Origin of the sequence: Nocardioides sp. (genome assembly GCF_036374615.1) — a bacterium.
Classification (GTDB): domain Bacteria; phylum Actinomycetota; class Actinomycetes; order Propionibacteriales; family Nocardioidaceae; genus Nocardioides.
Map to the genome: position 1 here is coordinate 1 of NZ_DASUTK010000160.1, position 23,950 is coordinate 23,950.

A 23,950-nucleotide genomic window follows, 5' to 3' on the forward strand; every position below is an offset into this window, starting at 1 on the left:
CCGCGAAGTCCTGAGACATATGTGTCCGCGATGTCCTGAGACACAACAGTGCGCCATGGCGCACTCTCAGGCACACGCCGCGTCTCAGGAACGGTGTCGCAGCCAGATGGTCGCGAGCGGAGGCAGCACGAGGTCGGCGTAGGCGCCGTCGGCCTCCCCGGTGGCGGTCACCGAGCCCAGGTTGCCGACCCCGGAGCCGGTGTAGGACTGCGCGTCGGTGTTGACGACCTCCTCCCACGTGCCGGCAGCGGGCAGCGACAGCCGGTAGCCCTCGTGCGGCTGGGCGGCGAAGTTGGCGACGCAGACCAGATCCTCACCAGGACCGGCATCGTCCCCGGCGCCGCGGCGGAGGAAGGAGAAGACGTTGCGGGGGGCGTCGTTCGCGTCGATCCACGAGAACCCCTCGGGGTCGTCGTCGCGTGACCAGAGCGCGGGCGTCTCGCGGTAGACGCGGTTGAGGTCCCGCACCAGGGACTGCACGCCACGGTGCTCCGGGTGGTCGAGCAGCCACCAGTCGAGCTCGCGGGCCTCGGCCCATTCCGACTCCTGACCCAGCTCGACCCCCATGAAGATCAGCTGCTTGCCGGGGTGCGCCCACATGAAGGCGAGGTAGGCGCGCAGGTTCGCGAGCTGCTGCCAGCGGTCACCCGGCATCTTGCGGAGGAGCGATCCCTTGCCGTGGACGACCTCGTCGTGACTGAGCGGCAGCACGTAGTTCTCGGACCAGGCGTAGACGATCGAGAACGTGAGCTCGCCGTGGTGCCAGCCGCGGTGCACGGGTTCGTGCTGCAGATAGCTCAGCGAGTCGTGCATCCAGCCCATGTTCCACTTGAAGTAGAAGCCGAGCCCGTCGTCGGACGTCGGCCGCGTCACGCCGGGCCAGGACGTCGACTCCTCGGCGATCGTGACCGCCCCCGGCACCCGGGCGCCGACCGTCGCGTTCATCTCCTGGAGGAACTGCACGGCTTCGAGGTTCTCGCGGCCACCGTGCACGTTGGGCGTCCACTCGCCCGGCTCGCGCGAGTAGTCGAGGTAGAGCATCGAGGCCACCGCGTCGACCCGGAGTCCGTCGATGTGGAACTCCTCGAGCCAGTAGAGCGCGTTGGCGACCAGGAAGTTGCGGACCTCGCGACGACCGAAGTTGAAGATGTAGGTGCCCCAGTCGGGGTGCTCGCCGCGTGCGGGGTTGGGGTCCTCGTACAGCGGAGTCCCGTCGAAGCGGGCGAGCGCGAACTCGTCCTTGGGGAAGTGGGCTGGCACCCAGTCCACGATCACGCCGATCCCGGCCCGGTGGAGCCGGTCGACGAGGTGTCGGAAGCCGTCCGGGTCGCCGAAGCGCGCGGTCGGGGCGTAGTACGACGTGACCTGGTAGCCCCACGACCCGCCGAACGGGTGCTCCATCACCGGCAGGAACTCGACGTGCGTGAAGCCGAGCTCGGTGAGGTAGGGCACCAGCTCGTCCGCGAGCTCGTGGTACGTCATCGGACGCCCGCTCTGCCCATCGCCGTGGTACTTGCGCCAGGAGCCGAGGTGGAGCTCGTAGGTCGACATCGGCTCCGCGGTCGGCCGGCTGGTCGGTCGGCGGGCCATCCACTCGTCGTCGTCCCAGGTGTAGGTGGACTCGAAGACGACCGAGGACGTCGCCGGAGGGACCTCGGTGTGGAAGGCCATCGGGTCGGCCTTCTCCCGCCACTCGCCGTCGGCGCCGAGCACCACGAACTTGTAGCCGGCGCCCGAACCCACGTCGGGGACGAACAGCTCCCAGACGCCCGAGGTGCCGAGCTGCCGCATCGGGTGCTCGCGACCGTCCCAGTTGTTGAACGAGCCCTTCACCCGCACTCCTCGGGCCGAGGGCGCCCACACGGCGAACGACGTGCCGGTCACGCTGTCGCCGAGCGGCCCCTCGTAGTGGTGCACCCGGGCTCCCAGGACCTGCCACAGGTTCTCGTGACGTCCCTCGTTGATCAGGTGCAGGTCGACCTCGCCGAGGGTGGGGAGGAACCGGTAGGGGTCGTCGACCACGGTCGTCGGTCCGTCGTAGGCGACGGCCAGCTTGTAGCCCGGGACCTCGGTGCCGGGCAGCACCCCGACCCACACGCCCTCGTGCTCGTGGGTCAGTGCGACGCGCTCCTCGCCGTACACGACCTCGACGGAGGACGCCAGCGGCTTGAACGCGCGGACCGTGACACCGTCCTCGGACGGATGCGGCCCCAGGACGGCGTGCGGTTGCCCGTGCCCGCCGGCGATCAGCAGGTCGAGCTCGCCGGTCGGCACCGGGCGTGGTGTCGGCGGTGGTGTCGGTGGTGGTGTCGGTGGTGGTGTCGTGGTCATGCGTCTCCCAGCTCGGCGAGTGCGGCCAACGGGATGGAGACCCAGGCCGGGCGGTTGCGTGCTTCGTAGACCGCCTCGTAGACAGCCTTGTCCGCGACGTACGCCGCGAGCAGCGCGTCCTCGTCGGGGGTGAGCGGCCGCTCTGCGTACGCCGCCAGGAATGCGTTCCGGTTGCGGCTCGACCACTCGTGCGCGCGGAAGGCGCGCTGGTCGATCCCGATCGGCTCGGCGTCGGCGAACGTGCGCTCCACGACCCGCGGCGCATAGTCGAAGGACCGCAGCATCCCTGCCACGTCGCGCCATGGCGAGTCGGGCAGCACCCGGTCCGCCAGGGGTTTGGCCGGCTCGCCCTCGAAGTCCACGATCTTCCACCCCTTGACCGTGCGCAGCGTCTGACCGAGGTGCAGGTCGGCGTGGATCTGCTGGACGCGCACCTCGGCCAGGCCGGCCACCCGGTCGAAGATCGCACGGAGTCGCGCCGCGTGCTCGGCGAGCTCCGGCACGATCTCGATCGCCGCGTCGAGCCGGCTGTGCATGCCCGCGGAGAGGTCCGCGAGCTCCTCTGCGGTGCGGACGTACGTCGGGAAGTGCTCTGCCAGTGCGTCGTGGACCTCGCGGAGCGCCTCCCCGAGCCGGGCTGCTTCGGCAGCGAAGTCGCCGCCGACCTCCGCGGCGTGGAGGTCGCCCTCGGCGAAGAGGTTCCGGATGCTGGCGAGTGCCAGCTCCCAGCCGTCGCTCGCCGTCCGCAGGAACTGCTGCAGCATGGCGAGGTGCAGCACCTCGCCCTCGACGAGCGAGACGGACTCCATCCAGCCGTACAACGCCGCCACGTGCTCGGACTCCGCTCGCGTGAGGACCTCGTGCACGGTGATGTCCGGGTTTCGGCCGGGCGTGACCTTGCGGAACACCTTCAGCAGTGAGTCCTCGCCGAACGCCACCGAGGAGTTCGACTGCTCACCGGTGAGCAGCGTCGAGTGGGTGTCGAGGTCGAGGTCGTGGCCGGGCAGCCGGTGGAAGGTGAGCGTTCCTCCCTCGGGAGGATGCGCGAACGCCTCGAGGAGCAGCCCCATGGCGTCCCGGTCGTGGAGGGCGTCGTACACGTGCACGGCGCCGTGCTCGGCGTCGTCCCACTGCCCGAGGTGGGCGTGCTCGAGGTGCGACTGCGACTCGGAGTACAGCGCCAGTGGCAGCTGGTAGTACTCCTCGCCGCCCTCGTCGTCGGAGTAGACGAGCGTGGCCAGGTCGATCACGATCACCGGCTCGCGCCGGTCCGGGTCGCGTGTCGCGAGGCTCCCGAGACGCCGAGTGCGGGTCACGGCGAACGGGCGTCCCTTCCCGCCGAACCAGCGTGCAGCGCGCACGAAACCGGTCAGGGCGGCCATGACGTCGTCATGGGAGTCGTCGGGCGGCACGTCCTGGGGGACAGGGGCGTCGGTCACGAAGCTGGTCCCTCCTCCGTCGGTCGGGTGAGCCGGAACCAGTAGAACCCGTACCCACCGAGCGTCAGGAGATACGGCAGCTCGCCGATCGGCGGGAAGGGGACGGAGCCGAGCAGCTCCACGGGGACCAGCCCCTCCCAGCGGCGCAGGTCGAGCTCGACGGGCTGCGGGAAGCGGGACAGGTTGTTCACACAGACGATGACGTCGGCGTTGCCCTGGGGGTCGACGTGCTCCCGCGCGTACGACAGCACGCTGGGGTTGGACCCCCCGAGGTCGTTGAAGGTGCCGAGCCCGAACGCCGGGTGGTTGCGACGGGCATGGATGATCCGGCGAGTCCAGTGGAGCAGGGACGAGGAGTTCTCGAGCTGGGCCTCGACGTTCACGCTCTGGTAGCCGGTGACCGGGTCCTGCACCAGCGGCAGGTGCAGCCGGCCGGGGTTCGCCGCGGAGAAGCCGGCGTTGCGGTCCGGCGTCCACTGCATCGGCGTCCGGACGCCGTCGCGGTCGCCGAGCCAGATGTTGTCGCCCATCCCGATCTCGTCGCCGTAGTACAGGACCGGCGAGCCTGGGAGCGACAGCAGCAGGGCCGTGAACAGCTCCATCTGGTTCGTGTCGTTGTCGAGCAGGGGGGCCAGCCGACGGCGGATCCCGATGTTCGCCTTCATCCGCGGGTCGGTGGCGTACTCCGCCCACATGTAGTCGCGGTCCTCGTCGGTCACCATCTCGAGCGTGAGCTCGTCGTGGTTGCGCAGGAAGATGCCCCACTGGCAGCCGTCAGGGATGTCCGGGGTCTGCTCCATGATCTCCGAGATCGGGTACCGCGACTCGCGGCGGACCGCCATGAAGATGCGCGGCATCACCGGGAAGTGGAACGCCATGTGGCACTCGTCACCGCCCACCGACGGGTCGCCGAAGTACTCCACGACGTCGTCCGGCCACTGGTTCGCCTCGCACAGCAGCACCGTGCCGGGGTACTTCTCGTCGACGAAGCGGCGCACCGTCTTGAGGAACTCATGCGTCTCGGGGAGGTTCTCGCCGTTCGTGCCCGGCCGCTCGAAAAGGTAGGGGACCGCATCGAGCCGGAACCCGTCCAGCCCCATTGCGAGCCAGAAGTCCATCGCCTCCAGCATCGCCTCCTGCACCTTCGGGTTGTCGAAGTTGAGGTCGGGCTGGTGGTAGAAGAACCGGTGCCAGTAGTACTGACCGCGCACCGGGTCCCAGGTCCAGTTCGACGGCTCGGTGTCGACGAAGATGATCCGGGCCTCGGAGTAGAGGTCGTCGGTGTCGGACCAGACGTAGAAGTCACCGAACGGACCGTCGGGGTCGTGTCGCGACTCCTGGAACCACGGGTGGGCGTCACTCGTGTGGTTCATGACGAAGTCGATGATCACCCGGATCCCGCGGCGGTGCGCCTCGTCCAGGAAGAAGTGGAAGTCCTCCACCGTCCCGCACTCCGGGAGGATGCCGGTGTAGTCGGCGACGTCGTACCCGCCGTCACGCAGGGGAGAGGTGAAGAACGGCGGAACCCACAGACAGTCGACGCCGAGCCACTCCAGGTAGTCGAGCTTCTCGACCAGGCCGCGGAAGTCACCGGTGCCGTCCGCGTTGGAGTCGCGGAACGAGCGCACCAGCACCTCGTAGAAGACGGCGGTCTTGAACCACTCCGGCCTGACGGACAGGTCGTCATGGCCGGGGGTGGTCTGCTCCTCGGCCGCTCCGCTCATCGCGGCTTCCTGACGGAGAGGACGTGCGCCGGCTCCGCGTAGGGGTCCAGCCGGACGTAGTTGTGCTCTCCCCAGGTCCAGGTCTCGCCACTGAGCTGGTCGTCGACCACGAAGGAGTCGTTCCACGACAGGCCGATCGCCGGCAGGTCCAGGTGAACCATCGTCTCCCGGGTCGCGTGCGGGTCGAGGTTGATCACGACGATCACGGTGTCGTCGTTCACGGTGTCGTCGTTCACGGTGTCGTCGTTCCCGGCAGGCGAGGAACCCTTCGAGAAGCAGAGCACGTGGTCGTCGTCGGTCGGGTGGACGGTCAGGTTGCGCAGCAGCTGCAGCGAGGGGTGTCGACGACGGATCTCGTTCAACCGGGTGATGTACGGCGCCAGCGATCGTCCCTCCGCCTCGGCGGCCTCCCAGTCCCGGATCCGGATCTGGTACTTCTCGGAGTCGAGGTACTCCTCGCTGCCCGGCTTCACGGCGACGTGCTCGAAGAGCTCGTAACCGGCGTACACGCCCCAGCTGGGGGACCCCATCGCGGCCAGCACGGCCCGGATCTTGAACGCGGGCGGTCCCCCGTACTGCAGGAACGCGTGGAGGATGTCGGGGGTGTTCACGAAGAAGTTCGGTCGCATCAGGTGGTCGGTCTCGCGCGACAGCTCGCGCAGGTAGTCCTCGATCTCGCCCTTGGCGGTCCGCCAGGTGAAGTACGTGTAGGACTGGTGGTACCCGATCGAGCCGAGCCCACGCATCATCGCCGGTCGGGTGAACGCCTCGGAGAGGAACAGCACGTCGGGGTCGGTCGTGCGGACCTCGCGGAGCAGCCACTCCCAGAACGCCACGGGCTTGGTGTGAGGGTTGTCGACCCGGAAGATCCGCACGCCGTGGTCCATCCAGTGCCTGACGACCCGCAGTACCTCCGACGAGATGCCCGCCGGGTCGTTGTCGAAGTTGAGGGGGTAGATGTCCTGGTACTTCTTCGGCGGGTTCTCGGCGTACGCGATGGTGCCGTCGGCGCGCGTGGTGAACCACTCCGGGTGGGACGTCACCCACGGGTGGTCGGGCGCGGCCTGGAGCGCAAGGTCGAGCGCGACCTCGAGCCCCAGCGAGGCGGCGTGGGCGACGAAGGCGTCGAAGTCGGCAAGCGTCCCGAGGTCAGGGTGAACGGCGTCGTGGCCGCCGTCGCGGCTGCCGATCGCCCAGGGAGAGCCGGTGTCGTCCGGGCCCGGGTTGAGGGTGTTGTTCGGCCCCTTGCGGTTGACCTCGCCGATCGGGTGGATCGGCGGCAGGTAGATCACGTCGAAGCCCATGGCCGCGACGGCGTCGAGCCGTTTCGCGGCGGTCCGGAAGGTGCCGCTGGTGACCGCGCCCGTCGTCGGGTCCTTCGTCGCTCCCTCGGAGCGCGGGAAGAACTCGTACCAGCTGCCGAAGAGGGCTCGCCGCCGGTCGGCGTACGCCGGGAACGGGCCCTCCACGGTGACCAGCTCGCGCACCGGGTGCGAGGCGAGGACGGCCATCAGGTCGGGCGACTGCATCGCCGCGAGCCGCGCCGCCGCAGGACGTCCGGTGTCGGTGGCGGCATCGATCCCGCCGCGCACCAGCGCTGTGGCGCGGGGGTCGGAGCGGCCGAGGCCCTTCAGCACCCGCTCCAGGAGCAGCCGGCCCTCGGTGAACATCAGCTCGACATCGACGCCGGCCGGGATCTTCAGGCCCGCTGCGTGCTGCCAGGTCGCGATCGGGTCTGACCAGGAGTGCACCTCGAACGTCCAGGCGCCCTCGACGTCCGGCGTCACCCAGGCGATGTAGGCGTCCGGTTCGTCCCCGTTCTTCGCCATCCTGACGGGGGGCCGGCGGGTGCCCGTCGGATCGGTCAGGACGACCTCGGCGCCCAGCTTGTCGTGGCCCTCGCGGTAGACGGTTGCCGTGACCGGGAACGGCTCGCCGACGGTCGCCTTCGCAGGTTGTCGCCCCAGGTCGACGAGGGGCATGACATCCGTGACAGGAATCCGACCGACCATGCGAGCCACACTTGCGAATCGGGAGAGGGGACGCAAGCCGAGGTCTCCGCGGCCCGCCGCGACAGGGCTCGCCCGGCACCGCAGTACGCCGGGCGAGCCCTCCCGAGATGGACCCGGGCTCCCGCAGCGGGTTCGGGGGTGCCCGGGCGGGTGTCCCTCCTCCCAACGCCGCCGACCCGTTCCGGTTACGCGGCGCACGCCGCAGCTGCCGGTCGGGCGGTCGGCGTCGGGTTGGATCGTTCACATTTAGGCGCTACCGTCCTGCCGTGCGCGCGATCCGTCGATTCACCGTCCGTCCCGTCCTGCCCGAGGCGTTGGCTTCCCTCGGCGTCCTGGCAGGCAATCTGCGCTGGTCCTGGCACCCGCCGACCCAGGACGTCTTCGCCGCGGTCGATCCCGAGATCTGGCAGCGGACCGGCCACGACCCGGTCCGGCTGCTCGGTGCGGTCGACGCGACCCGGCTGGAGGAGCTGGCGGGCGACGCCGCCTTCCTCGAGCAGCTGGCTGCGGCCCGCGCGGACCTGGACGCGTACCTCACCGACGACCAGTGGTACCAGCGCTCCGGCGGCGACGGCCCCCGCGCGGTCGCGTACTTCTCGCCCGAGTACGGCATCGCTGCGGCGCTGCCGCAGTACTCCGGCGGCCTCGGGATCCTCGCGGGCGACCACCTCAAGGCGGCCTCCGACCTCGGTGTCCCGCTGGTGGGCGTCGGTCTGCTCTACCGGCAGGGCTACTTCCAGCAGTCGCTCTCCCGGGAGGGGTGGCAGGAGGAGACCTACCCGGTGCTCGACCCCGACGAGCTGCCGATCTCGATGCTGCACGAGGCCGACGGGTCGCGCGCCACGATCCGCATCACCATGCCGGGCGGCGTCGACCTCGCGGCCCGGATCTGGGTCGCGCAGGTCGGTCGCGTGCCCCTCCTCCTGCTCGACACGGACGTCGAGGAGAACCCCGACCACTTCCGCGAGGTCACCGACCGGCTGTACGGCGGCACCAGCGAGCACCGCCTCCGCCAGGAGCTGCTGCTCGGGATCGGTGGCGTCCGGGCGCTGCGGGTGTTCTCGCGGATCACCGGGGCGCCCGCGCCCGAGGTGTTCCACACCAACGAGGGCCACGCCGGCTTCCTCGGCCTGGAGCGGATCCGCGAGCTGTCGGCGGTCGAGGGCGGGCCTGAGCTCGACTTCGACACGGCGCTCGAGGTGAGCCGCGGCTCGACCGTCTTCACCACGCACACCCCGGTCCCCGCCGGCATCGACCGGTTCGCGCGTGACCTCGTCGAGCAGTACTTCGGAGGCGCCTCGGCCGTCCCGGGCATCCCGGTGGAGCGGATCCTGGCGCTGGGCTGCGAGGACTACGAGGGGGGCGACCCCAGCATCTTCAACATGGCGGTGATGGGCTTCCGCCTGGCGCAGCGTGCCAACGGCGTCTCCCAGCTGCACGGACACGTGTCCCGGGAGATGTTCAACGGGCTGTGGCCGGCGTTCGACGAGGCCGAGGTGCCGATCACGTCGATCACCAACGGGGTGCACGCGCCCACGTGGGTCGGCCGCGAGGTCTTCGAGCTCGCCGCGGAGCACGGTGCCGACGCCGACTCGGCCGACTCGGTCTGGCAGGCCGTCGACAAGGTGGCCGGACCGGACCTGTGGTCGACCAAGCGACTGCTGCGCGAGCGGCTGATCCTCGACGCGCGGCGGCGGCTGGCGGAGTCGTGGACCAAGCGCGGTTCCGCTCCGGCCGAGCTCGCCTGGATCGACTCGGCCCTCGACCCCGACGTGCTCACGATCGGCTTCGCGCGCCGGGTGCCGTCGTACAAGCGGCTCACGCTGATGCTCTCGGACCCCGAGCGTCTCAAGCGGCTGCTGCTCCACCCGGAACGACCGGTGCAGCTGGTCATCGCCGGCAAGTCGCACCCGGCCGACGACGGCGGCAAGAAGCTGATCCAGGAGCTGGTCCGGTTCACCGACGACCCCGAGGTCCGGCACCGGATCGTCTTCCTGCCCAACTACGACATCGCCATGGCGCAACCTCTCTACCCGGGTTGCGACGTCTGGCTGAACAACCCGCTGCGGCCGTACGAGGCCTGCGGCACGTCCGGCATGAAAGCGGCGCTCAACGGCGGCCTGAACCTGTCCATCCTCGATGGCTGGTGGGACGAGTGGTACGACGGCAGCAACGGCTGGGCGATCCCGTCCGCCGACGGTGTCGAGGATCCCGACCGGCGTGACGACCTCGAGGCGACCGCGCTCTACGACCTGATCGAGAACGAGGTGGCTCCGCGCTTCTACGACGTCGGCCCCGACGGTGTCCCGTCCCGCTGGCTCGAGATGGTGCGCCACACGCTGAAGTCGCTCGGTCCCAAGGTGCTCGCGACCCGGATGGTGCGCGACTACGTACGCCAGCTCTACACTCCGGCCGCGATCACCGGGCGCCAGCTCGACTCCGACTTCCGGGGCGCTGCGGAGCTGTCGTCGTGGAAGCAGCGGGTGCGCGCGGCGTGGTCCGGCGTCCGGGTCGAGCACGTCGAGAGCAGCGGCGTGGGCGACGCTCCCGAGATCGGCTCGCAGCTCTCAGTCCGCGCCTTCGTGTCGCTCGGCGAGCTGTCGCCCGACGACGTCGACGTCCAGCTGGTGCACGGCGTCAGCAACGCTGACGACGAGCTGGTCGACACCTCGATCGAGAGCCTGTCTCCGGCGGAGACCTACCAGGGCGGCCGGTACCGGTTCGACGGCGAGGTCGCGCTGAACCGCAGCGGCGCCTTCGGCTACACCGTGCGCGTGCTCCCGAAGCACGACCTGCTCGCCTCGCCCGCCGAGCTCGGCGTCGTCGCCCTCCCCGCCTGACCCGTCAGTTGTGCAGGTGAGAAACCCGCCGAGCCGTCAGTTGTGCAGGTGAGAAACCCGCCGAGCCGGCACCTTCGCGGGTTGAGATGCTGCAGACCTGACGCCTCGGTCCCTTGCGCGCCTGCACAAGTGACGGCTCAGGCCCTTTCATGTCTGCACAAGTGACGGCTCGCGCTTTCAGGTCTGGCGGAGGACCAGGACCGAGCGGGAGGCCAGGGTGAGCTCGTCGCCGGCGACGGCGGGGGTGCCGACCTCCAGACCCGGGTCGGTGGTGAGGACGACCTCGCCGGTGCGAACCCACTGGTTGTCCGGCAGCGACACCTGCACCGGGTCGGGACCGGCGTTGCACCAGAGCACGAACGAGGCGTCGCGCTGCTGCTCGCCGCGCGGCCCGGGGGAGCGCAGCGGGTCGCCGGACACGAACATGCCGATCGTCGTCAGCGCGTCGTCGTGCCAGTCGGTGTCGGTCATCTCGTGGCCCTCGGGATGCAGCCAGGCGAGGTCCTTGGGGCCGCCCTCGATGGTGGGCGCGCCGGCGAAGTGGTGCCGCTGCCGCAGCGCGGGGTGCTCGCGCCGCAGCCGGAGCGCCGCCTTCACGATCTCGTAGACGTCCAGCCACGCGTCGTCGGGGCGCCAGTCGACCCAGGAGATCTCGTTGTCCTGGCAGTAGGCGTTGTTGTTGCCGCGCTGGGTCCGGCCGCGCTCGTCACCCGCGGTGAGCATCGGGGAGCCGCTCGAGAGGCACAGCGTGACCATGATGTTGGCCGCCTGCCGGCGCCGCAGCGCCTGGATCTCCGGGTCGTCGGTCTCGCCCTCGACCCCGTGGTTCCACGACCGGTTGTTGTCGGTGCCGTCGCGGTTGCCCTCGCCGTTGTCCTCGTTGTGCTTCGACTCGTACGAGACCAGGTCGCGGACGGTGAACCCGTCGTGGGCCGTCACGAAGTTCACCGACGCGTACGGCGAGCGGCCGTCGTCGGCGTACAGGTCCGAGGAGCCCGCCATCCGGCTGGCCAGCTCGCGCACCCCCGGCTCACCGCGCCAGAAGTCGCGCACCGTGTCGCGGTACCGGTCGTTCCACTCCACCCACGGCGGGGGGAAGGAGCCGACCAGGTAGCCGTCCATCGAGGCGTCCCACGGCTCGGCGATCAGCTTCACGTGCCGGAGCACCGGGTCCTGGCTGATCGTGGTGAGGAAGGCCCCGCGCATGTCGATGTCGTGGCCGGTCCGCGCCAGCGCCGACGCGAGGTCGAACCGGAACCCGTCGACGCGCATCTCCGTGACCCAGTAGCGCAGCGAGTCGAGGATCAGCCGCAGCGCGCCGACGTTGGCGGCGTCGACGGTGTTGCCGCAGCCGGTCACGTCCCAGTAGGTGTCGGTGTCGGGGCCGACCCGCTTGTAGTAGCCGAGGTCGTCGAGGCCGCGGAAGGAGTACGTCGGTCCCTCCCGGCCGCCCTCCGCCGTGTGGTTGTAGACGACGTCGAGGATCACCTCGATGCCGGCCTCGTGGAAGTTCTTCACCATCTGCTTGAACTCGGTGACCTGCTCGCCCCGGTCCCCTGCGGAGGAGTACGCCGCATGCGGAGCGAAGTAGCCCACCGAGTTGTATCCCCAGTAGTTGACCAGCCCCCGGTCGGCAACGCCGGGCTCGGTGAAGAAGTGGTGCACCGGCAACAGCTCGACCGCCGTGACCCCCAGGTCGTTCAGGTAGCGCGTCACGGTGTGGCTGCCGAGCCCGGCGTACGTGCCGCGCAGGTGCTCGGGTATCTCGTTGTGCAGCTTCGTGAACCCCTTGACGTGCAGCTCGTAGATCACGGTGTCGCGCCACCGGGTGCGCAGCCGCCGGTCGTCGCCCCAGGCGAACTCGTCGTACACGACCACCGATCGCGGCATCGCCGTAGCGGAGTCGACCTCGCTGCGCTCGTCGGGGTCGTCGACGTCGTACGGCAGCGGGTCGGGCCCGTCGACCAGGTCCCCGCTGATCGCCAGCGCGTAGGGGTCGAGCAGCAGCTTCTCCGGGTTGAAGCGGCGACCGCGGTCGGGCTCCCAGGGCCCGTCGGCCCGGAAGCCGTACCGCTGACCGACCGGCACGCCTGGGACAGCGCCGTGCCAGACGCCGAGCGTGTGCTCGGTGAGCTGGTGCCGGGTCTCGGTGCCGTCGTCGTCGAACAGGCATACCCACATCGACGTGGCCTCGGGCGACCAGATCGCGAAGTTGGTCGACTCGGACGTCCAGGTGGCGCCGAGCCGCTGGTGGAACCCCGGCCACACGGGTGCGGTCTCGTCGGGGTGCTGCCAGCGCCAAGGGGAGAGACTCACAGCGACCCATTCAAGCCCATGGCGGGCGACCGGCCGCGCGTGGATACGCTCGTCGCCACCACCGTGATGAACCAGAGGAGGACCGATGTCGGAGTTCGTGCGTCTCGAGGTCGCCGAGGGAGTCGGCACGATCCGGCTCGACCGACCGAAGATGAACGCCCTCAACGCCCAGGTGCAGGAGGAGATCCGAGCAGTGGCGCACGAAGCGGCCGAGCGCGACGACATCAAGGCCGTGGTCGTCTACGGCGGCGAGCGGGTGTTCGCTGCGGGTGCCGACATCAAGGAGATGGCGGACATGTCCTACACGGACATGGTCAGGCGCTCGGGCAAGCTCCAGTCGTCGTTCAGCGCCGTGGCCAAGATCCCGAAGCCGGTCGTGGCCGCGATCACCGGCTATGCGCTCGGCGGCGGCTGCGAACTCGCGCTGTGTGCGGACGTCCGGTTCGCCGCCGACACCGCGGTCCTCGGCCAGCCGGAGATCCAGCTCGGGATCATCCCGGGCGCCGGCGGCACGCAGCGACTCACCAGGCTGGTCGGGCCTAGCAAGGCCAAGGACCTCGTCTTCACGGGCCGGTTCGTTCCGGCCGAGGAGGCGCTGGCCATCGGGTTGGTCGACCGGGTGGTACCGGCGGAGCAGGTGTACGACGAGGCGGTCGCCTGGGCACGGCAGTTCGCCGGAGCCGCGACGTACGCCGTGAGGGCCGCCAAGGAGTGCATCGACCGCGGCAGCGAGGTCGACCTCGAGACCGGGCTGGAGATCGAGCGGCAGCAGTTCGCCGCCCTCTTCGCCACCGAGGACCGGACGATCGGGATGGAGTCCTTCGTCGAGAACGGGCCGGGCAAGGCCCGGTTCGTCGGCCGGTGACCACGCCTGGGCCCGACAAGAAGGCCGGCCCGGACAGCCCGTCGGCCCTCACGAAGGTTCGGATCCGGATCGCGCAGCTGGTCTGGCTGCTGTTCGTCGTGTGTGCCCTGTTTCTCGCGGTCGGGGCACTGCTGGTCGCGCTGGAGGCCAACGTCGACAACCCGCTGGTCGCGTTCGTGCTCGACGGCGCCGACGCCGTCGACCTCGGCGTGTTCTCCCGCGACAACGGCATCAAGCAGTTCAGCGGCGCCAACGCCGAGACCAAGAACGCCTTGTTCAACTGGGGGATCGGCGCGATCGCCTACCTCGTGGTCGGGCGGATCGTCGACCGTGTGATCCGGCCCTGAGCCGGCTGGGTGATCCGCGCCACGTCCCGTGGCGTTGTGACTGATGCCACCGCCGCCCACGTACCGGGGCCAGGTTCCTCGCGAGTAGCCTCGCAGGCACGACATGACCTCGGACGGAGGTGGCGCACTCGGCGACCGCCTCGAGATCAAACAGGAGGGGCCCCTCCGGGCCACAACCATGACCGGAACCATGAACATCGTCGTCTGTGTGAAGTACGTACCCGACGCGACCGCTGACCGGCACTTCGAGTCCGACAAGACGGTGGACCGTGAGGGCGTCGACGGTCTGCTGTCGGAGCTCGACGAGTACGCCGTGGAGCAGGCGCTCCAGATCAAGGAGAGGTCCGAGACTCCCGACGACACCCACGTGATCGCCCTCTGCGTCGGTCCGGAGAAGGGTGTCGACGCGGTCCGCAAGGCGCTGCAGATGGGCGTCGACTCCGGCGTTCACGTGACCGACGAGGCGATCGCCGGCTCGGACGCGGTCGCGACCAGCCTGGTGCTGGCCAAGGCGGTCGAGAAGATCGGCGCCGGCCTCGACAGCGGGAAGGTCGACCTCGTCATGTGCGGCATGGCGTCGACCGACGGTGTGATGAGCGTGGTGCCCGCGATGCTGGCCGAGCGGCTCGACCTGCCGCAGGTGACGTTCGCGTCGGTCGTGGAGACGCAGGGCGACCAGGTCCGGATCAAGCGCGACGGCGACGTGGCGACCGACGTCGTGGGCGCCACCATGCCGCTGGTGATCTCCGTGACCGACCAGTCCGGCGAGGCGCGCTACCCCTCGTTCAAGGGGATCATGGCGGCGAAGAAGAAGCCGCTGGAGACCTACAGCCTCGGCGACCTGGGCGTCGACCCTGGTGACGTCGGGCTGTCGGCTGCGTGGACCGAGGTCACGGAGACGACCGAGCGCCCGCCTCGCACCGCCGGCGAGATCGTCACCGACGAGGACGGGTCCGGCGCCGCTGCGCTGACCGACTTCCTCGCTGCCAAGAAATTCATCTGAGGAGAGGTCAGCTGATGTCTGAGGTCCTGGTACTGATCGACCACGCCGACGGCGAGGTCAAGAAGCCGACGTACGAGCTGCTCACCATCGCCCGTCGCCTCGGTGAGCCCGCCGCCGTGTTCATCGGCAGTGGCGACCAGGGCGCCGCGGTGGCCGAGAAGGTCAAGAAGTATGGCGCGGAGAAGGTCTACGTCGTCGACGACGCCCAGATCAAGGGCTACCTCGTCGCGCCCAAGGCCGAGGCGCTCCAGCAGCTGGCCGAGAAGGTCGGTGACAGCCTCGCCGCGATCCTGCTCCCCTCGACCATGGAGGGCCGCGAGATCGCGGGCCGGCTGGCGATCAAGATCGGCTCCGGCCTGATCACCGACGCCGTCGACGTCGCCGAGGACGGTACGACGACCCAGTCGGTGTTCGCCGGCAACTACACCGTCAAGGCCTCGGTGACCCACGGCACGCCGATCATCACCGTGAAGGCCAACTCCGCCACCCCGGAGGAGGCCGACGGTGCCGCGGCCGTCGAGCAGTTCGCCGTCACCGTGTCGGACGCCGCCAAGCGGGCGCAGATCGTCGCCTCCCAGCCGCGCAAGGCCTCGGGCCGGCCCGACCTGACGGAGGCTGCGATCGTGGTCTCCGGTGGTCGTGGGACCGGCGGCAACTTCGAGCCCGTGGAGAAGCTGGCGGACGCGCTCGGCGCCGCGGTCGGCGCGTCGCGTGCCGCTGTCGACTCCGGCTGGATCCCGCACTCCTTCCAGATCGGTCAGACCGGCAAGACGGTCTCGCCCCAGCTCTACATCGCGGGCGGCATCTCCGGGGCCATCCAGCACCGGGCCGGCATGCAGACCTCGAAGACGATCGTGGCGGTCAACAAGGACGAGGAGGCGCCGATCTTCGAGCTGGTCGACTTCGGCGTCGTCGGCGACCTCCACACGGTCTTCCCGACCGCGGCCGAGAAGATCGTCGAGCGCAAGGGCTGACCTGACATTCGCCAGGCCAGCCCCTGGGGGCCGAGGTGGCTCAGTAGAACCGCGGCATCCTCTCGATGACCTGGCCCACCTGCTCGGCCCTCACCCACCGCTTGCCCTTCTTGTTCGTGCCGATCGTGATCTTCCGCAGCGAGTCGTTGTTGGTGTAGTCACCCTCGATCAGGTTGCGGCCGTCCCGCCGGTCGTCGGGGTTCGCCTCGACCGAGATGTAGTAGTCGCCGTCGGGAAGGTTCCCGATCCGGAACGCCTGGCCGGTGCGGTACTGGTGGTAGGTGTCACCGGAGCCGTTCGACAGCACCTGCCGCAACGACAGCGTGTCGGCGCCGCCGCAGTCGCTGGACAGGTCGGTGTTCTCCGGCTGCCAGTCGGCGTTCGGGATGGTGTAGTCGACCGCATCGGTGTTGGCCAGGCAGAACGACGCCTTGGTCGACCGGACGGCCAGCGACTGGTCCGCGTTGAGCAGCCGGTACCGCGCGAAGTCACCGAAGTGCCAGTGCTGGTGGTTGCCCTCGTGGAAGTGGAACTCACCGACCTTGTCGTAGCCGGTCTGGTTGCCGTCGCCGTCGAAGAAGTACTGGTACGCGTCCATGTGGTCGCCCCCGACGGCGCGGAACCCGTCCACGACCATCGGGCCCTCGCCTCCGTTCCACACGTTCGCGGCGAACCGGATCGCGGTGCCCTTCTCGTTGATCGAGATGTCGAACGCCGGCAGCGACCGCAGGTCCGGGGCACCGTCCGCTGCCAGGGCACCCTGGAAGTCCGCCGTCGGCTTCGGGGCGGGGCGCAGCGCGGGGCCGGAGGAGGCGCCCGAAGGGCGAGCTGATCGACGTCCTCGGCCCTCGAAGTTCTCCTCCTCACGCACGACCAACCGGGTCTTGGTGGCCGACTCCTCCGGGCTGATGTCGAACAGGTCGGCGTACGCCGGGGAGATGCTGGCCTCGACGTCGTAGCGGCCCTTGGGCAGCCTGAAGCGACGCCACTCGTCGAGCATGGAAGTGGACCAGCCGGACTCGATGCCCATGACCGAGCCGACCGTGTAGCTGTTCCAGGGGCAGCCCCACGGGTAGGGCGAGCGGGCCGGTGCGCCGGGGTGGATGCGCTGTGAGCTGCCGTTGAGGCAGACCTGCACCGCCTTGTTCAGCATGACCGCGCCGTCCGCCACCCGGGTGATCTTCAGCCGGGCGAACTTCTTCAAGCCGCGAAAGCCCCGGTTCGCGCCTGCCGGCAGCGGCACATCTCCACCCTCCGTGCGCCACACGCTGGTGATCGGGTCGTCGTAGGACTCTCGTTTGCTCCAGATCTCGACCGGGGCGTCCCCGGCGACCAGACGGAGCCCGAGGCCGGAGTAGATCCTCCCGCGATACCCGTACGCGATGACCTTCTTCGGCGCGGTCAGTGCGATCGCCGAGTCGGGGAGCGGGGCCGGCTCGTCGGCGCCCGCCGTGTGCTGGGTGGCCGCGAGTCCGACGGCCGTGATGGACACGGCCAGGCCGGTGGCCAGGAGTGATCGAAGCTGCATGGGAGTCCTTCGCCGCATGAGGGCCCGATGCCCCCGTTCACCTACCTGGACGCGGCGGACCGCGAATCGGTTGCCGCCGTACCCTGAATTCATGGCGAATGCGTCCGGCGAGACCGAGGTGCGGGTGGTGGCGCAGCGCGCCAGGACCGCGTCACGGGCCCTCGCACTGGCGACGCGGGCCGAGAAGGACACCGCGCTGCTCGCCATGGCCGAGGACCTCGAGGCTGCCACCGACGCGGTGCTCGCGGCCAACGCCGAGGACGTCTCGCGCGCGGAGGCGGCCGGGACGCCGACCAACATCCTCGACCGGCTCCGGCTCTCACCCGACCGCGTCTCCGGGATGGCGCAGGGCCTGCGGGAGGTGGCCGGTCTGCCGGACCCGGTGGGCGAGGTGGTGCGCGGGAGCACGCTCGCCAACGGGTTGGAGCTGCGTCAGGTCAGGGTGCCGTTCGGCGTGGTGGGGATGATCTACGAGGCGCGTCCGAACGTCACGGCCGACGCGGCCGGGATCTGCCTGAAGTCCGGCAACGCCGTGCTGCTGCGCGGCTCGTCGAGTGCCCGGTCGTCCAACGCCGCGATCGTCGACGTGCTGCGTCGTGCGGCCGAGCGGACCGGTCTGGATCCCGACGTGGTGCAGCTGGTCCCGGGTGACGGGCACGACAGCGTCAAGGAGCTGATGCGGGCCCGCGGGCTGGTCGACGTCCTCGTCCCGCGGGGCGGCGCCGGGCTGATCCGGTCGGTCGTCGAGGAGTCGACGGTTCCGGTGATCGAGACCGGTGTGGGCAACTGCCACGTCTACGTCGACGGTGCTGCCGACCTCGACCGTGCGCTGGCGATCGTCCTCAACGCCAAGACCCAGCGGACCAGCGTGTGCAATGCAGCCGAGTCACTCCTGGTCCACGCGGCGGTCGCGGACGCGTTCCTGCCGACGGTGGTCCCGGCGCTCCAGGAGGCGGGCGTGACGATCCACGGTGACGAGTCGTTCGCGGCGTACGACGGCGTGGTGCCCGCCACCGACGAGGACTGGGACCGCGAGTACCTCTCCTTCGACATCTCCGCCGCCGTCGTGCCCGACCTCGAGGCGGCGATCGAGCACGTCCACCGCCACTCCAGCGGTCACAGCGACGCGATCGTGACCGCCGACCAGGGGGCCGCCCGGCGGTTCGTGGCCGCGGTCGACTCCGCCGTCGTCCTGGTCAACGCGTCGACCCGGTTCACCGACGGGAGCGAGTTCGGGTTCGGCGCGGAGATCGGGATCAGCACCCAGAAGCTCCACGCTCGGGGGCCGATGGGCCTGCCGGAGATGACGTCGACCAAGTACGTCGTCACCGGCGACGGTCACACCCGCTAGGACCGGTAGGCTGCCCCCATGGCGATGATCGTGCAGGCGGTGCTGGTCCAGGCGGCCGAAGAGTCCCACAACGAGGTCAGCTCGGCGCTGAGCTACGGCGTCGGGATCGGGATCCTGGCACTGCTCCTGGCGCTGATGGGCGCGCTGGTCGCCTTCGGCGGGGGACGCGAGCACAGCTGAGCGCGCCCGCTGACACCGCCACCTCACCTGCCGTCCGGCGGGTCGGGGTGATGGGAGGCACCTTCGACCCCATCCACCACGGCCACCTGGTCGCGGCATCGGAGGTGCAGGCCTGGTTCAACCTCGACGAGGTCGTCTTCGTGCCGACCGGCGACCCGTGGCAGAAGTCGGACCGGACCGTGTCGCCGGCCGAGCACCGCTACCTCATGACGGTGATCGCGACCGCCGCCAACCCACGGTTCACGGTGTCGCGGGTCGACATCGACCGGGGCGGACCGACCTACACCAAGGACACACTGCGCGACCTGCACGAGCAGCTCCCGGACACCGAGCTCTACTTCATCACCGGCGCCGATGCGCTGGCCGACATCTTCACCTGGCGTGACGCAGCGCAGCTCTTCGAGCTCGCACAGTTCGTGGGGTGCACGCGACCGGGGTACGAGATGGACGCCGCAACGCTCGAGGGAATCCCGACCGAGCGAGTGACGTTGGTGGAGATCCCGGCCCTCGCTATCTCCTCGACCGACTGCCGCGAGCGCGCGACGGCGGGTGAGCCCGTCTGGTACCTCGTGCCGGACGGCGTGGTTCAGTACATCGCCAAGCACGGCCTCTACAGACCCCACATCTCACCACACGACACCGGAGCAGCATGACCGCCACCGAACGAGCCGTCGAGCTCGTCACCACCGCCGCGCGCGCGGCGTCCGAGAAGCTCGCCACCGACATCATCGCCTTCGACGTCAGCGACCAGCTGGCGATCACCGACGCCTTCGTGATCGCCTCAGGCAGCAACGACCGGCAGGTCAAGGCGATCGTCGACGAGGTCGAGGACAAGCTGCGCGAGACCGGGGCGAAGCCGATCCGCCGCGAGGGCGAGCGTGACGGCCGCTGGGTGCTGATCGACTACGGCGACATCGTCGTGCATGTCCAGCACGAGGAGGAGCGCGAGTTCTACGCGCTGGAGCGGCTGTGGCGCGACTGCCCCACCATTCCGCTTCCAGCGGACGTGACCTCGCCCGGTGCCTGAGGTGCCAGGTTTCGAGCAGCCCGCGAAACCCCGGGGCGCACCGCGCCGGCTGGTCCTGGTCCGGCACGGACAGACCGCGTGGAACGCCGAGCGCCGCTTCCAAGGGCACGCAGACGTCGAGCTCGACGAGGTCGGCCACGGGCAGGCCGCGGCAGTGGCACCGACGCTGGCTCGCTTCGGGCCGAGCCTGCTGTGGTCGTCGGACCTCGCGCGTGCCAGGCAGACGGCGGCGTACGTCGAGAAGGAGACCGGACTGGTCGCGCGCCTGGACGCCCGGCTCCGCGAGTTCGACGTGGGGGAGCGGACCGGGCTGACCTTCGATGAGGCCGGCGTCCGGTTCCAGGCGCAGCACGAAGGGCTGGCCGGGGCGGAGACGCCGCAGGACGTACTGGCCCGGATGATGCCGGCGTACGACGAGCTGCTAGCCGTTCTCGCACCCGGCGAGACCGCCGTCGTGGTCTCGCATGGCGCGTGCCTGCGGCTCGCGGTCGCGAGACTGCTCGGATGGGGCGACGAGGCGGCCGACTCGCTCCGGACCCTGGTCAACTGTGCGCTCGCCGTGCTGGACGAGGTGCCGGGACCCGGTGCGATGCGGCTCCACTCGTGGAACGTCCACCCGGATTTCGCCGCGCCCGGCCGCGCCCGTTAGTATTCCGCGAGTTGCCTTCGGGCAGCACCCACTCGGGGCTGTGGCGCAGCTGGTAGCGCATCTGCATGGCATGCAGAGGGTCAGGGGTTCGAGTCCCCTCAGCTCCACCGAGTTCAGCACCGCATCAGGTAGCGCCGGGCGCAGCTGGTAGCGGCTCGGTCATTCTGGGCAATGGCATGCAGAGGTCGGGGGTCTGGATGACCGGTGCGCGCCCTCCGGACCTCCCGCCACGATGCGACCACGGTCCTTCGCGGCGGGCTGGAGACCGTGCAGTGGTCGGGCGCCATCGGGACCCTGGGCGGCCAGCACCAAATGGACAGGGATCCAGGGCGGAAGCGGTAGCTGGCCGGCCCGTGTGCCGCGTCTTCTACCGTCCTTCGACGACCTCGATCAGCTGGTCGGCGACCAGCCCGTGCGACTCGCGGTGCACGATGGCAGCGGCTTCGGCGCTGGGTGCCTCGACCAGGCAGAAGATCTTGCCCTCCGGCTCCGAGACCCAATAGCTGCGGTAGTCGACGCCGTGCTGTTCCTGGATCTTCAGGTCCATCTCGTGTGCGCCGGCAACGTCGGCGGCCGTCGTCCCGGCCGGGACGTTCTCGTGGATGTCCATGTACAAAGGCATGTGCGGGTTCCTCTCTCTTGCGACGGTCTGTGTCACGATCAGTGTCATGTCGTGGCGACCGGCCGGCCATGACTCGGGCACCGGCGTACCTGACCCGGACCCCGCGCCGGCCCTGTCGGCCGCACTCGACCGGCTCCGGTTGAGCGGCGCCATTTTCCTGCGCGGCGAGTACACCGAGGGATGGGCATATTCGTCGATCCCCGCGAAGGACGCCGCCGCGCTGCTGGCCCCCGGCTCGGAGCGAGTCGTCCTCTTCCACGTCGTGGCCGAGGGCCGGTGCTGGATCAAGGTCGAGGGGTCGGAGCCTCTGTGGGCGGACTCGGGCGACGTGATCGTCCTGCCGTACGGCGACACCCATCAGATGGGTGGCACGAGCCAGGCCGCCATGGTGCCGGTCGGGACGCTCATCCAGAGCCCGCCGTGGGCCGAGATGCCGGTGATCCGGCACGGTGAGGGCGGAGCCCCCACCCAGCTCGTCTGCGGGTACCTCGACTCAGACGATCCGCTCTTCGACCCCCGGCTCAAGGCGCTGCCTCCGGTGTTCGTGGTGAGCCCGCCGTCGGGCGCGGCACGGTTGTTCGTCCGCGCCAGCATCGACTACGCGGTGCAGCAGACCTCGCAGGTGGACGTGGACCGGTTCACGGTGCCCACCCACGTCCCGGAGCTGCTGCTCCGCGAGGTGCTCAAGCTTCACCTGGCCAGCGCGCCGGCAGCCGAGCGCGGTTGGCTCGGTGCCCTGCACGACCCCGTGACCGCCCCCGCCGTGGCGTGCATGCACGCCCAACCGGACCGCAAGTGGACGGTGGCGGAGCTGGCCACGGCCGCCAACGTGTCGGTGTCGGTCCTCGACGAGCGGTTCCGCACCGTCCTCGGACTTCCTCCGATCCGCTACCTCGCCGGCTGGCGGATGCACGTCGCCCGTGACCTCCTCGAGAGCACGGCCCTGGGGATCGCCGTGGTCGCTCGACGCGTCGGCTACGACTCCGAGGAAGCATTCAGCCGCGCGTTCAAGCGAGCCCATGGTCAGGCTCCGAGCCGCTGGCGTCGGGGAGTGGCGGCCCAGTCGGCGACCAGGTAATGATCAGCCATCGCCGGCCCTATGTACGTCGGTTGAAGCTGAGGTCGCCGTTGGGTTGACGGTGGGTGTCGTAGCGGTGGTCGTGGGCGCGGTGGTGGTGCCAGTTGCAGAGCAGGACGCCGTCGGACAGGTCGGTTCGACCGCCTTGGCTCCAGGGGCGGTTCGCGTGATGCGCCTCGCACCAGGCGGCGGGGACATCGCACGCTTCGGCGCGGCAGTGCCGGTCTCGGACCGCCATCGCTTTGCGCTGGGCGGGGGTGAAGAGGCGGCGGGCGCGGCCCTGGTCGAGGATCTCCGACTCTCCGCCGAGAACCATCGGGATGATCGAGGCAGTGCACGCCATCCGGCGAGCCTCGGCGGCCGTGATCGGCTGGTCACCGACCAGCGCCACCCCCAACCCCGAAAGCAGGGAGGCCAGGTCGAGGGTGATGATCACGGTGGTGGCATCCCCGCCGTGCAGCGGCATCCGGTCCGGGTCGACGGACTCCAAGAACGCGACGAACGCATGCCCCAGCCGCTGGTCGTACGGCCGGCGGTCATCCGACTGCTGATCCGAAGCTACCCCGTCGCTGCGCGACGCACGGCGTGGTGAGGTGAACGCTTCCAAGTAGGTCATCAGCCGATCGGCGGCGGCATCGCTGAGCCGGATCTTGAGGTCGGTGGTCCCGTCACCGCGGCGGCGGCTGGTGAAGAAGGTCGCCTTCTCCGCCTCAGCCTCCTCCTTCTCCAGCCGCTTGCGCTCGTGCTCCTCGGCGACCTCGGGTGCCACCACCTCCAGCACCCGGCGGCCCAGGATCCGCAGCGCGCGGGGGCCGAACTGGCCGGCCCGCTCGACCAGCCGCTGCTCGGCTTGGGTCCGGACCTCGGCAGCCAGGTCGTCGGGCAGGGCGTCGAGGGCCCGGACGATCTCGTGCGCCTGGTCGAGGTTGACGGTGCCCTCCCGCAGGCCGGCCGCCACCCTGGTCCAGCGGCGGTCGAGGGCGGTGGCGAGCCGGGCGTCCCGTCTAGTCCCGGACCGGTCGAGTCGAGCGTGGTGGGCCAACCACGCGGCGGCATCGCGGGCTGCGGTTTCCTCGGCCACGTCCTCGGCGGTTGCGAGCACCCGCAGGCGCAGCTCGGCGAGCTGACCGGTGACCCGGCTCAGCTCCAGCAGCGCCGCCTGCTTCTCGGCCGTCGTCATGAACACCGGCTCGACACCAGCGACGTCCTTCAGCGCTGCAGCCATCGTCGCGGCACACGCCAGTAGCGGATGGGTGCCGGTGTGGTGGTCCATGACAACTCCGCAACTCAGACGAACGATTCCTTCGTCCGGGGCTGCGCCGGCTCTGACCCATCTCATCGCACCCAACGCGCCCCGCGGGGCGAACTGCCGCAGCCCACCGGAAGGACCACCGTCGCGTTGCGCGCCTTCGAACCCGACGCCACGGTTGCCGCTTTCGGAGCGGCTACCAGCACCGGCCTCTCCGCCGTCCCTATGGACGGAGCGGTCGCCATCGACTTGACGACCCAAGATGTCCCCCAGGGGGAACACGTCGCAGGCACCTACGTCGTAGGGCTTCCGGGTGGATCGACGGCCGACGACGTGCCTACCCTTCTCCGATCCCTTGCCGCGGAGTACGACGAGGAGCCGGTGATCGGCTGGGGTGGCTCCGCCGCTGACGGCT

The 23,950-nt window shown here is 70.0% G+C and carries 20 protein-coding genes and 1 tRNA gene; 13 read left to right on the plus strand and 8 right to left on the minus strand.

Going from position 1 to position 23,950, the window contains the following annotated elements:
• Positions 1 to 84 precede the first annotated feature (84 nt).
• The 4 genes from glgB to VFZ39_RS12315 are packed head-to-tail and all read right to left on the minus strand — an operon-like array spanning position 85 to position 7,476.
• Entirely contained in the window at positions 85 to 2,331 is a 2,247-nt protein-coding gene (gene glgB / locus VFZ39_RS12300) for a 1,4-alpha-glucan branching protein GlgB (protein ID WP_414690287.1), read from the minus strand.
• On the minus strand, positions 2,328 to 3,770 hold the full coding sequence (locus tag VFZ39_RS12305) for a maltokinase N-terminal cap-like domain-containing protein (protein WP_330866058.1): 1,443 nt from the start codon (positions 3,768 to 3,770) through the stop codon (positions 2,328 to 2,330). The genes glgB and VFZ39_RS12305 overlap by 4 nt, the downstream gene beginning before the upstream one ends.
• A complete protein-coding gene (treS, locus tag VFZ39_RS12310; RefSeq protein ID WP_330866059.1) occupies positions 3,767 to 5,494 on the minus strand; it encodes a maltose alpha-D-glucosyltransferase in 1,728 nt (575 codons plus the stop codon). The genes VFZ39_RS12305 and treS overlap by 4 nt, the downstream gene beginning before the upstream one ends.
• Positions 5,491 to 7,476, minus strand: a complete 1,986-nt coding sequence (locus tag VFZ39_RS12315) for an alpha-1,4-glucan--maltose-1-phosphate maltosyltransferase (RefSeq protein WP_414690288.1) — start codon at positions 7,474 to 7,476, stop codon at positions 5,491 to 5,493. The genes treS and VFZ39_RS12315 overlap by 4 nt, the downstream gene beginning before the upstream one ends.
• Positions 7,477 to 7,772: 296 nt before the next feature.
• Between VFZ39_RS12315 and glgP the strand changes: the two genes are divergently transcribed.
• On the plus strand, positions 7,773 to 10,346 hold the full coding sequence (glgP, locus tag VFZ39_RS12320; protein WP_330866061.1) for an alpha-glucan family phosphorylase: 2,574 nt from the start codon (positions 7,773 to 7,775) through the stop codon (positions 10,344 to 10,346).
• 177 nt (positions 10,347 to 10,523) lie between these two features.
• Here glgP and glgX read toward each other — a convergent pair whose 3' ends face one another.
• Entirely contained in the window at positions 10,524 to 12,662 is a 2,139-nt protein-coding gene (glgX, locus tag VFZ39_RS12325) for a glycogen debranching protein GlgX (RefSeq protein ID WP_330866062.1), read from the minus strand.
• Positions 12,663 to 12,747: 85 nt separating this feature from the next.
• Here glgX and VFZ39_RS12330 point away from each other — a divergent pair, with 85 nt between their 5' ends.
• The 4 genes from VFZ39_RS12330 (at position 12,748) to VFZ39_RS12345 (ending at position 15,851) form a co-directional block, all read left to right on the plus strand.
• Positions 12,748 to 13,527 carry an enoyl-CoA hydratase/isomerase family protein gene (locus tag VFZ39_RS12330; protein ID WP_330866063.1) on the plus strand — a complete coding sequence of 260 codons (780 nt, stop codon included), beginning with the start codon at positions 12,748 to 12,750 and terminating at the stop codon, positions 13,525 to 13,527.
• Positions 13,524 to 13,874, plus strand: coding sequence for a hypothetical protein (locus tag VFZ39_RS12335; RefSeq protein ID WP_330866064.1), 351 nt, complete (start codon positions 13,524 to 13,526; stop codon positions 13,872 to 13,874). Before VFZ39_RS12330 ends, VFZ39_RS12335 begins: the two co-directional genes overlap by 4 nt.
• 103 nt (positions 13,875 to 13,977) lie before the next feature.
• Positions 13,978 to 14,877, plus strand: coding sequence for an electron transfer flavoprotein subunit beta/FixA family protein (locus VFZ39_RS12340; RefSeq protein ID WP_330866065.1), 900 nt, complete (start codon positions 13,978 to 13,980; stop codon positions 14,875 to 14,877).
• 14 nt (positions 14,878 to 14,891) lie between these two features.
• Complete coding sequence (locus tag VFZ39_RS12345) at positions 14,892 to 15,851, plus strand: electron transfer flavoprotein subunit alpha/FixB family protein (protein WP_330866066.1); 960 nt, start codon at positions 14,892 to 14,894, stop codon at positions 15,849 to 15,851.
• 40 nt (positions 15,852 to 15,891) lie between these two features.
• On the opposite strand, the gene VFZ39_RS12350 is transcribed toward VFZ39_RS12345, so the two are convergent.
• Positions 15,892 to 17,379 carry a lysyl oxidase family protein gene (locus tag VFZ39_RS12350; protein ID WP_330866067.1) on the minus strand — a complete coding sequence of 496 codons (1,488 nt, stop codon included), beginning with the start codon at positions 17,377 to 17,379 and terminating at the stop codon, positions 15,892 to 15,894.
• A gap of 91 nt (positions 17,380 to 17,470) precedes the next feature.
• Here VFZ39_RS12350 and VFZ39_RS12355 point away from each other — a divergent pair, with 91 nt between their 5' ends.
• The 6 genes from VFZ39_RS12355 to VFZ39_RS12380 all read left to right on the plus strand — a co-directional run bounded on the left by VFZ39_RS12355 (position 17,471) and on the right by VFZ39_RS12380 (position 20,693).
• Positions 17,471 to 18,730, plus strand: a complete 1,260-nt coding sequence (locus tag VFZ39_RS12355) for a glutamate-5-semialdehyde dehydrogenase (RefSeq protein WP_330866068.1) — start codon at positions 17,471 to 17,473, stop codon at positions 18,728 to 18,730.
• 18 nt (positions 18,731 to 18,748) lie between these two features.
• Positions 18,749 to 18,910 (plus strand): hypothetical protein, encoded by a 162-nt coding sequence (locus VFZ39_RS12360; protein ID WP_330866069.1) that lies wholly within the window; start codon positions 18,749 to 18,751, stop codon positions 18,908 to 18,910.
• A 50-nt stretch (positions 18,911 to 18,960) separates the two neighbouring features.
• Positions 18,961 to 19,563 carry a nicotinate-nucleotide adenylyltransferase gene (nadD, locus tag VFZ39_RS12365; protein ID WP_330866070.1) on the plus strand — a complete coding sequence of 201 codons (603 nt, stop codon included), beginning with the start codon at positions 18,961 to 18,963 and terminating at the stop codon, positions 19,561 to 19,563.
• Complete coding sequence (gene rsfS, locus VFZ39_RS12370; protein ID WP_330866071.1) at positions 19,560 to 19,937, plus strand: ribosome silencing factor; 378 nt, start codon at positions 19,560 to 19,562, stop codon at positions 19,935 to 19,937. The genes nadD and rsfS overlap by 4 nt, the downstream gene beginning before the upstream one ends.
• Positions 19,930 to 20,586 carry a histidine phosphatase family protein gene (locus VFZ39_RS12375; RefSeq protein ID WP_330866072.1) on the plus strand — a complete coding sequence of 219 codons (657 nt, stop codon included), beginning with the start codon at positions 19,930 to 19,932 and terminating at the stop codon, positions 20,584 to 20,586. The genes rsfS and VFZ39_RS12375 overlap by 8 nt, the downstream gene beginning before the upstream one ends.
• Positions 20,587 to 20,620: 34 nt before the next feature.
• Positions 20,621 to 20,693 (plus strand) — tRNA-Ala (locus VFZ39_RS12380).
• Between the two features lie 260 nt (positions 20,694 to 20,953).
• On the opposite strand, the gene VFZ39_RS12385 is transcribed toward VFZ39_RS12380, so the two are convergent.
• A complete protein-coding gene (locus tag VFZ39_RS12385) occupies positions 20,954 to 21,208 on the minus strand; it encodes a DUF4242 domain-containing protein (protein ID WP_330866073.1) in 255 nt (84 codons plus the stop codon).
• 46 nt (positions 21,209 to 21,254) lie between these two features.
• Between VFZ39_RS12385 and VFZ39_RS12390 the strand changes: the two genes are divergently transcribed.
• Entirely contained in the window at positions 21,255 to 22,286 is a 1,032-nt protein-coding gene (locus VFZ39_RS12390; protein WP_330866074.1) for an AraC family transcriptional regulator, read from the plus strand.
• A gap of 19 nt (positions 22,287 to 22,305) precedes the next feature.
• On the opposite strand, the gene VFZ39_RS12395 is transcribed toward VFZ39_RS12390, so the two are convergent.
• Positions 22,306 to 23,559: an HNH endonuclease signature motif containing protein gene (locus VFZ39_RS12395; protein WP_330866075.1), complete on the minus strand. Its 1,254-nt coding sequence runs from the start codon at positions 23,557 to 23,559 to the stop codon at positions 22,306 to 22,308.
• Between the two features lie 201 nt (positions 23,560 to 23,760).
• On the opposite strand from VFZ39_RS12395, the gene VFZ39_RS12400 reads away from it, so the two are divergent.
• Positions 23,761 to 23,950, plus strand: a 190-nt coding sequence (locus VFZ39_RS12400) for a hypothetical protein (RefSeq protein ID WP_330866076.1), incomplete at its 3' end; no start/stop codon positions are given.

Bases quoted from the DNA above. Each gene is read 5' to 3' on its own strand.
- VFZ39_RS12345 (WP_330866066.1), top strand. From the start codon at position 14,892: ATGTCTGAGGTCCTGGTACTGATCGACCACGCCGACGGCGAGGTCAAG.
- VFZ39_RS12330 (WP_330866063.1), top strand. From the start codon at position 12,748: ATGTCGGAGTTCGTGCGTCTCGAGGTCGCCGAGGGAGTCGGCACGATC.
- VFZ39_RS12385 (WP_330866073.1), bottom strand. From the start codon at position 21,208: ATGCCTTTGTACATGGACATCCACGAGAACGTCCCGGCCGGGACGACG.
- rsfS (WP_330866071.1), top strand. From the start codon at position 19,560: ATGACCGCCACCGAACGAGCCGTCGAGCTCGTCACCACCGCCGCGCGC.
- VFZ39_RS12390 (WP_330866074.1), top strand. From the start codon at position 21,255: ATGTCGTGGCGACCGGCCGGCCATGACTCGGGCACCGGCGTACCTGAC.
- VFZ39_RS12315 (WP_414690288.1), bottom strand. From the start codon at position 7,476: ATGCCCCTCGTCGACCTGGGGCGACAACCTGCGAAGGCGACCGTCGGC.
- glgB (WP_414690287.1), bottom strand. From the start codon at position 2,331: ATGACCACGACACCACCACCGACACCACCACCGACACCACCGCCGACA.
- VFZ39_RS12340 (WP_330866065.1), top strand. From the start codon at position 13,978: ATGACCTCGGACGGAGGTGGCGCACTCGGCGACCGCCTCGAGATCAAA.
- VFZ39_RS12360 (WP_330866069.1), top strand. From the start codon at position 18,749: ATGGCGATGATCGTGCAGGCGGTGCTGGTCCAGGCGGCCGAAGAGTCC.
- VFZ39_RS12350 (WP_330866067.1), bottom strand. From the start codon at position 17,379: ATGCAGCTTCGATCACTCCTGGCCACCGGCCTGGCCGTGTCCATCACG.
- nadD (WP_330866070.1), top strand. From the start codon at position 18,961: ATGGGAGGCACCTTCGACCCCATCCACCACGGCCACCTGGTCGCGGCA.
- VFZ39_RS12395 (WP_330866075.1), bottom strand. From the start codon at position 23,559: ATGGACCACCACACCGGCACCCATCCGCTACTGGCGTGTGCCGCGACG.
- treS (WP_330866059.1), bottom strand. From the start codon at position 5,494: ATGAGCGGAGCGGCCGAGGAGCAGACCACCCCCGGCCATGACGACCTG.
- VFZ39_RS12355 (WP_330866068.1), top strand. From the start codon at position 17,471: ATGGCGAATGCGTCCGGCGAGACCGAGGTGCGGGTGGTGGCGCAGCGC.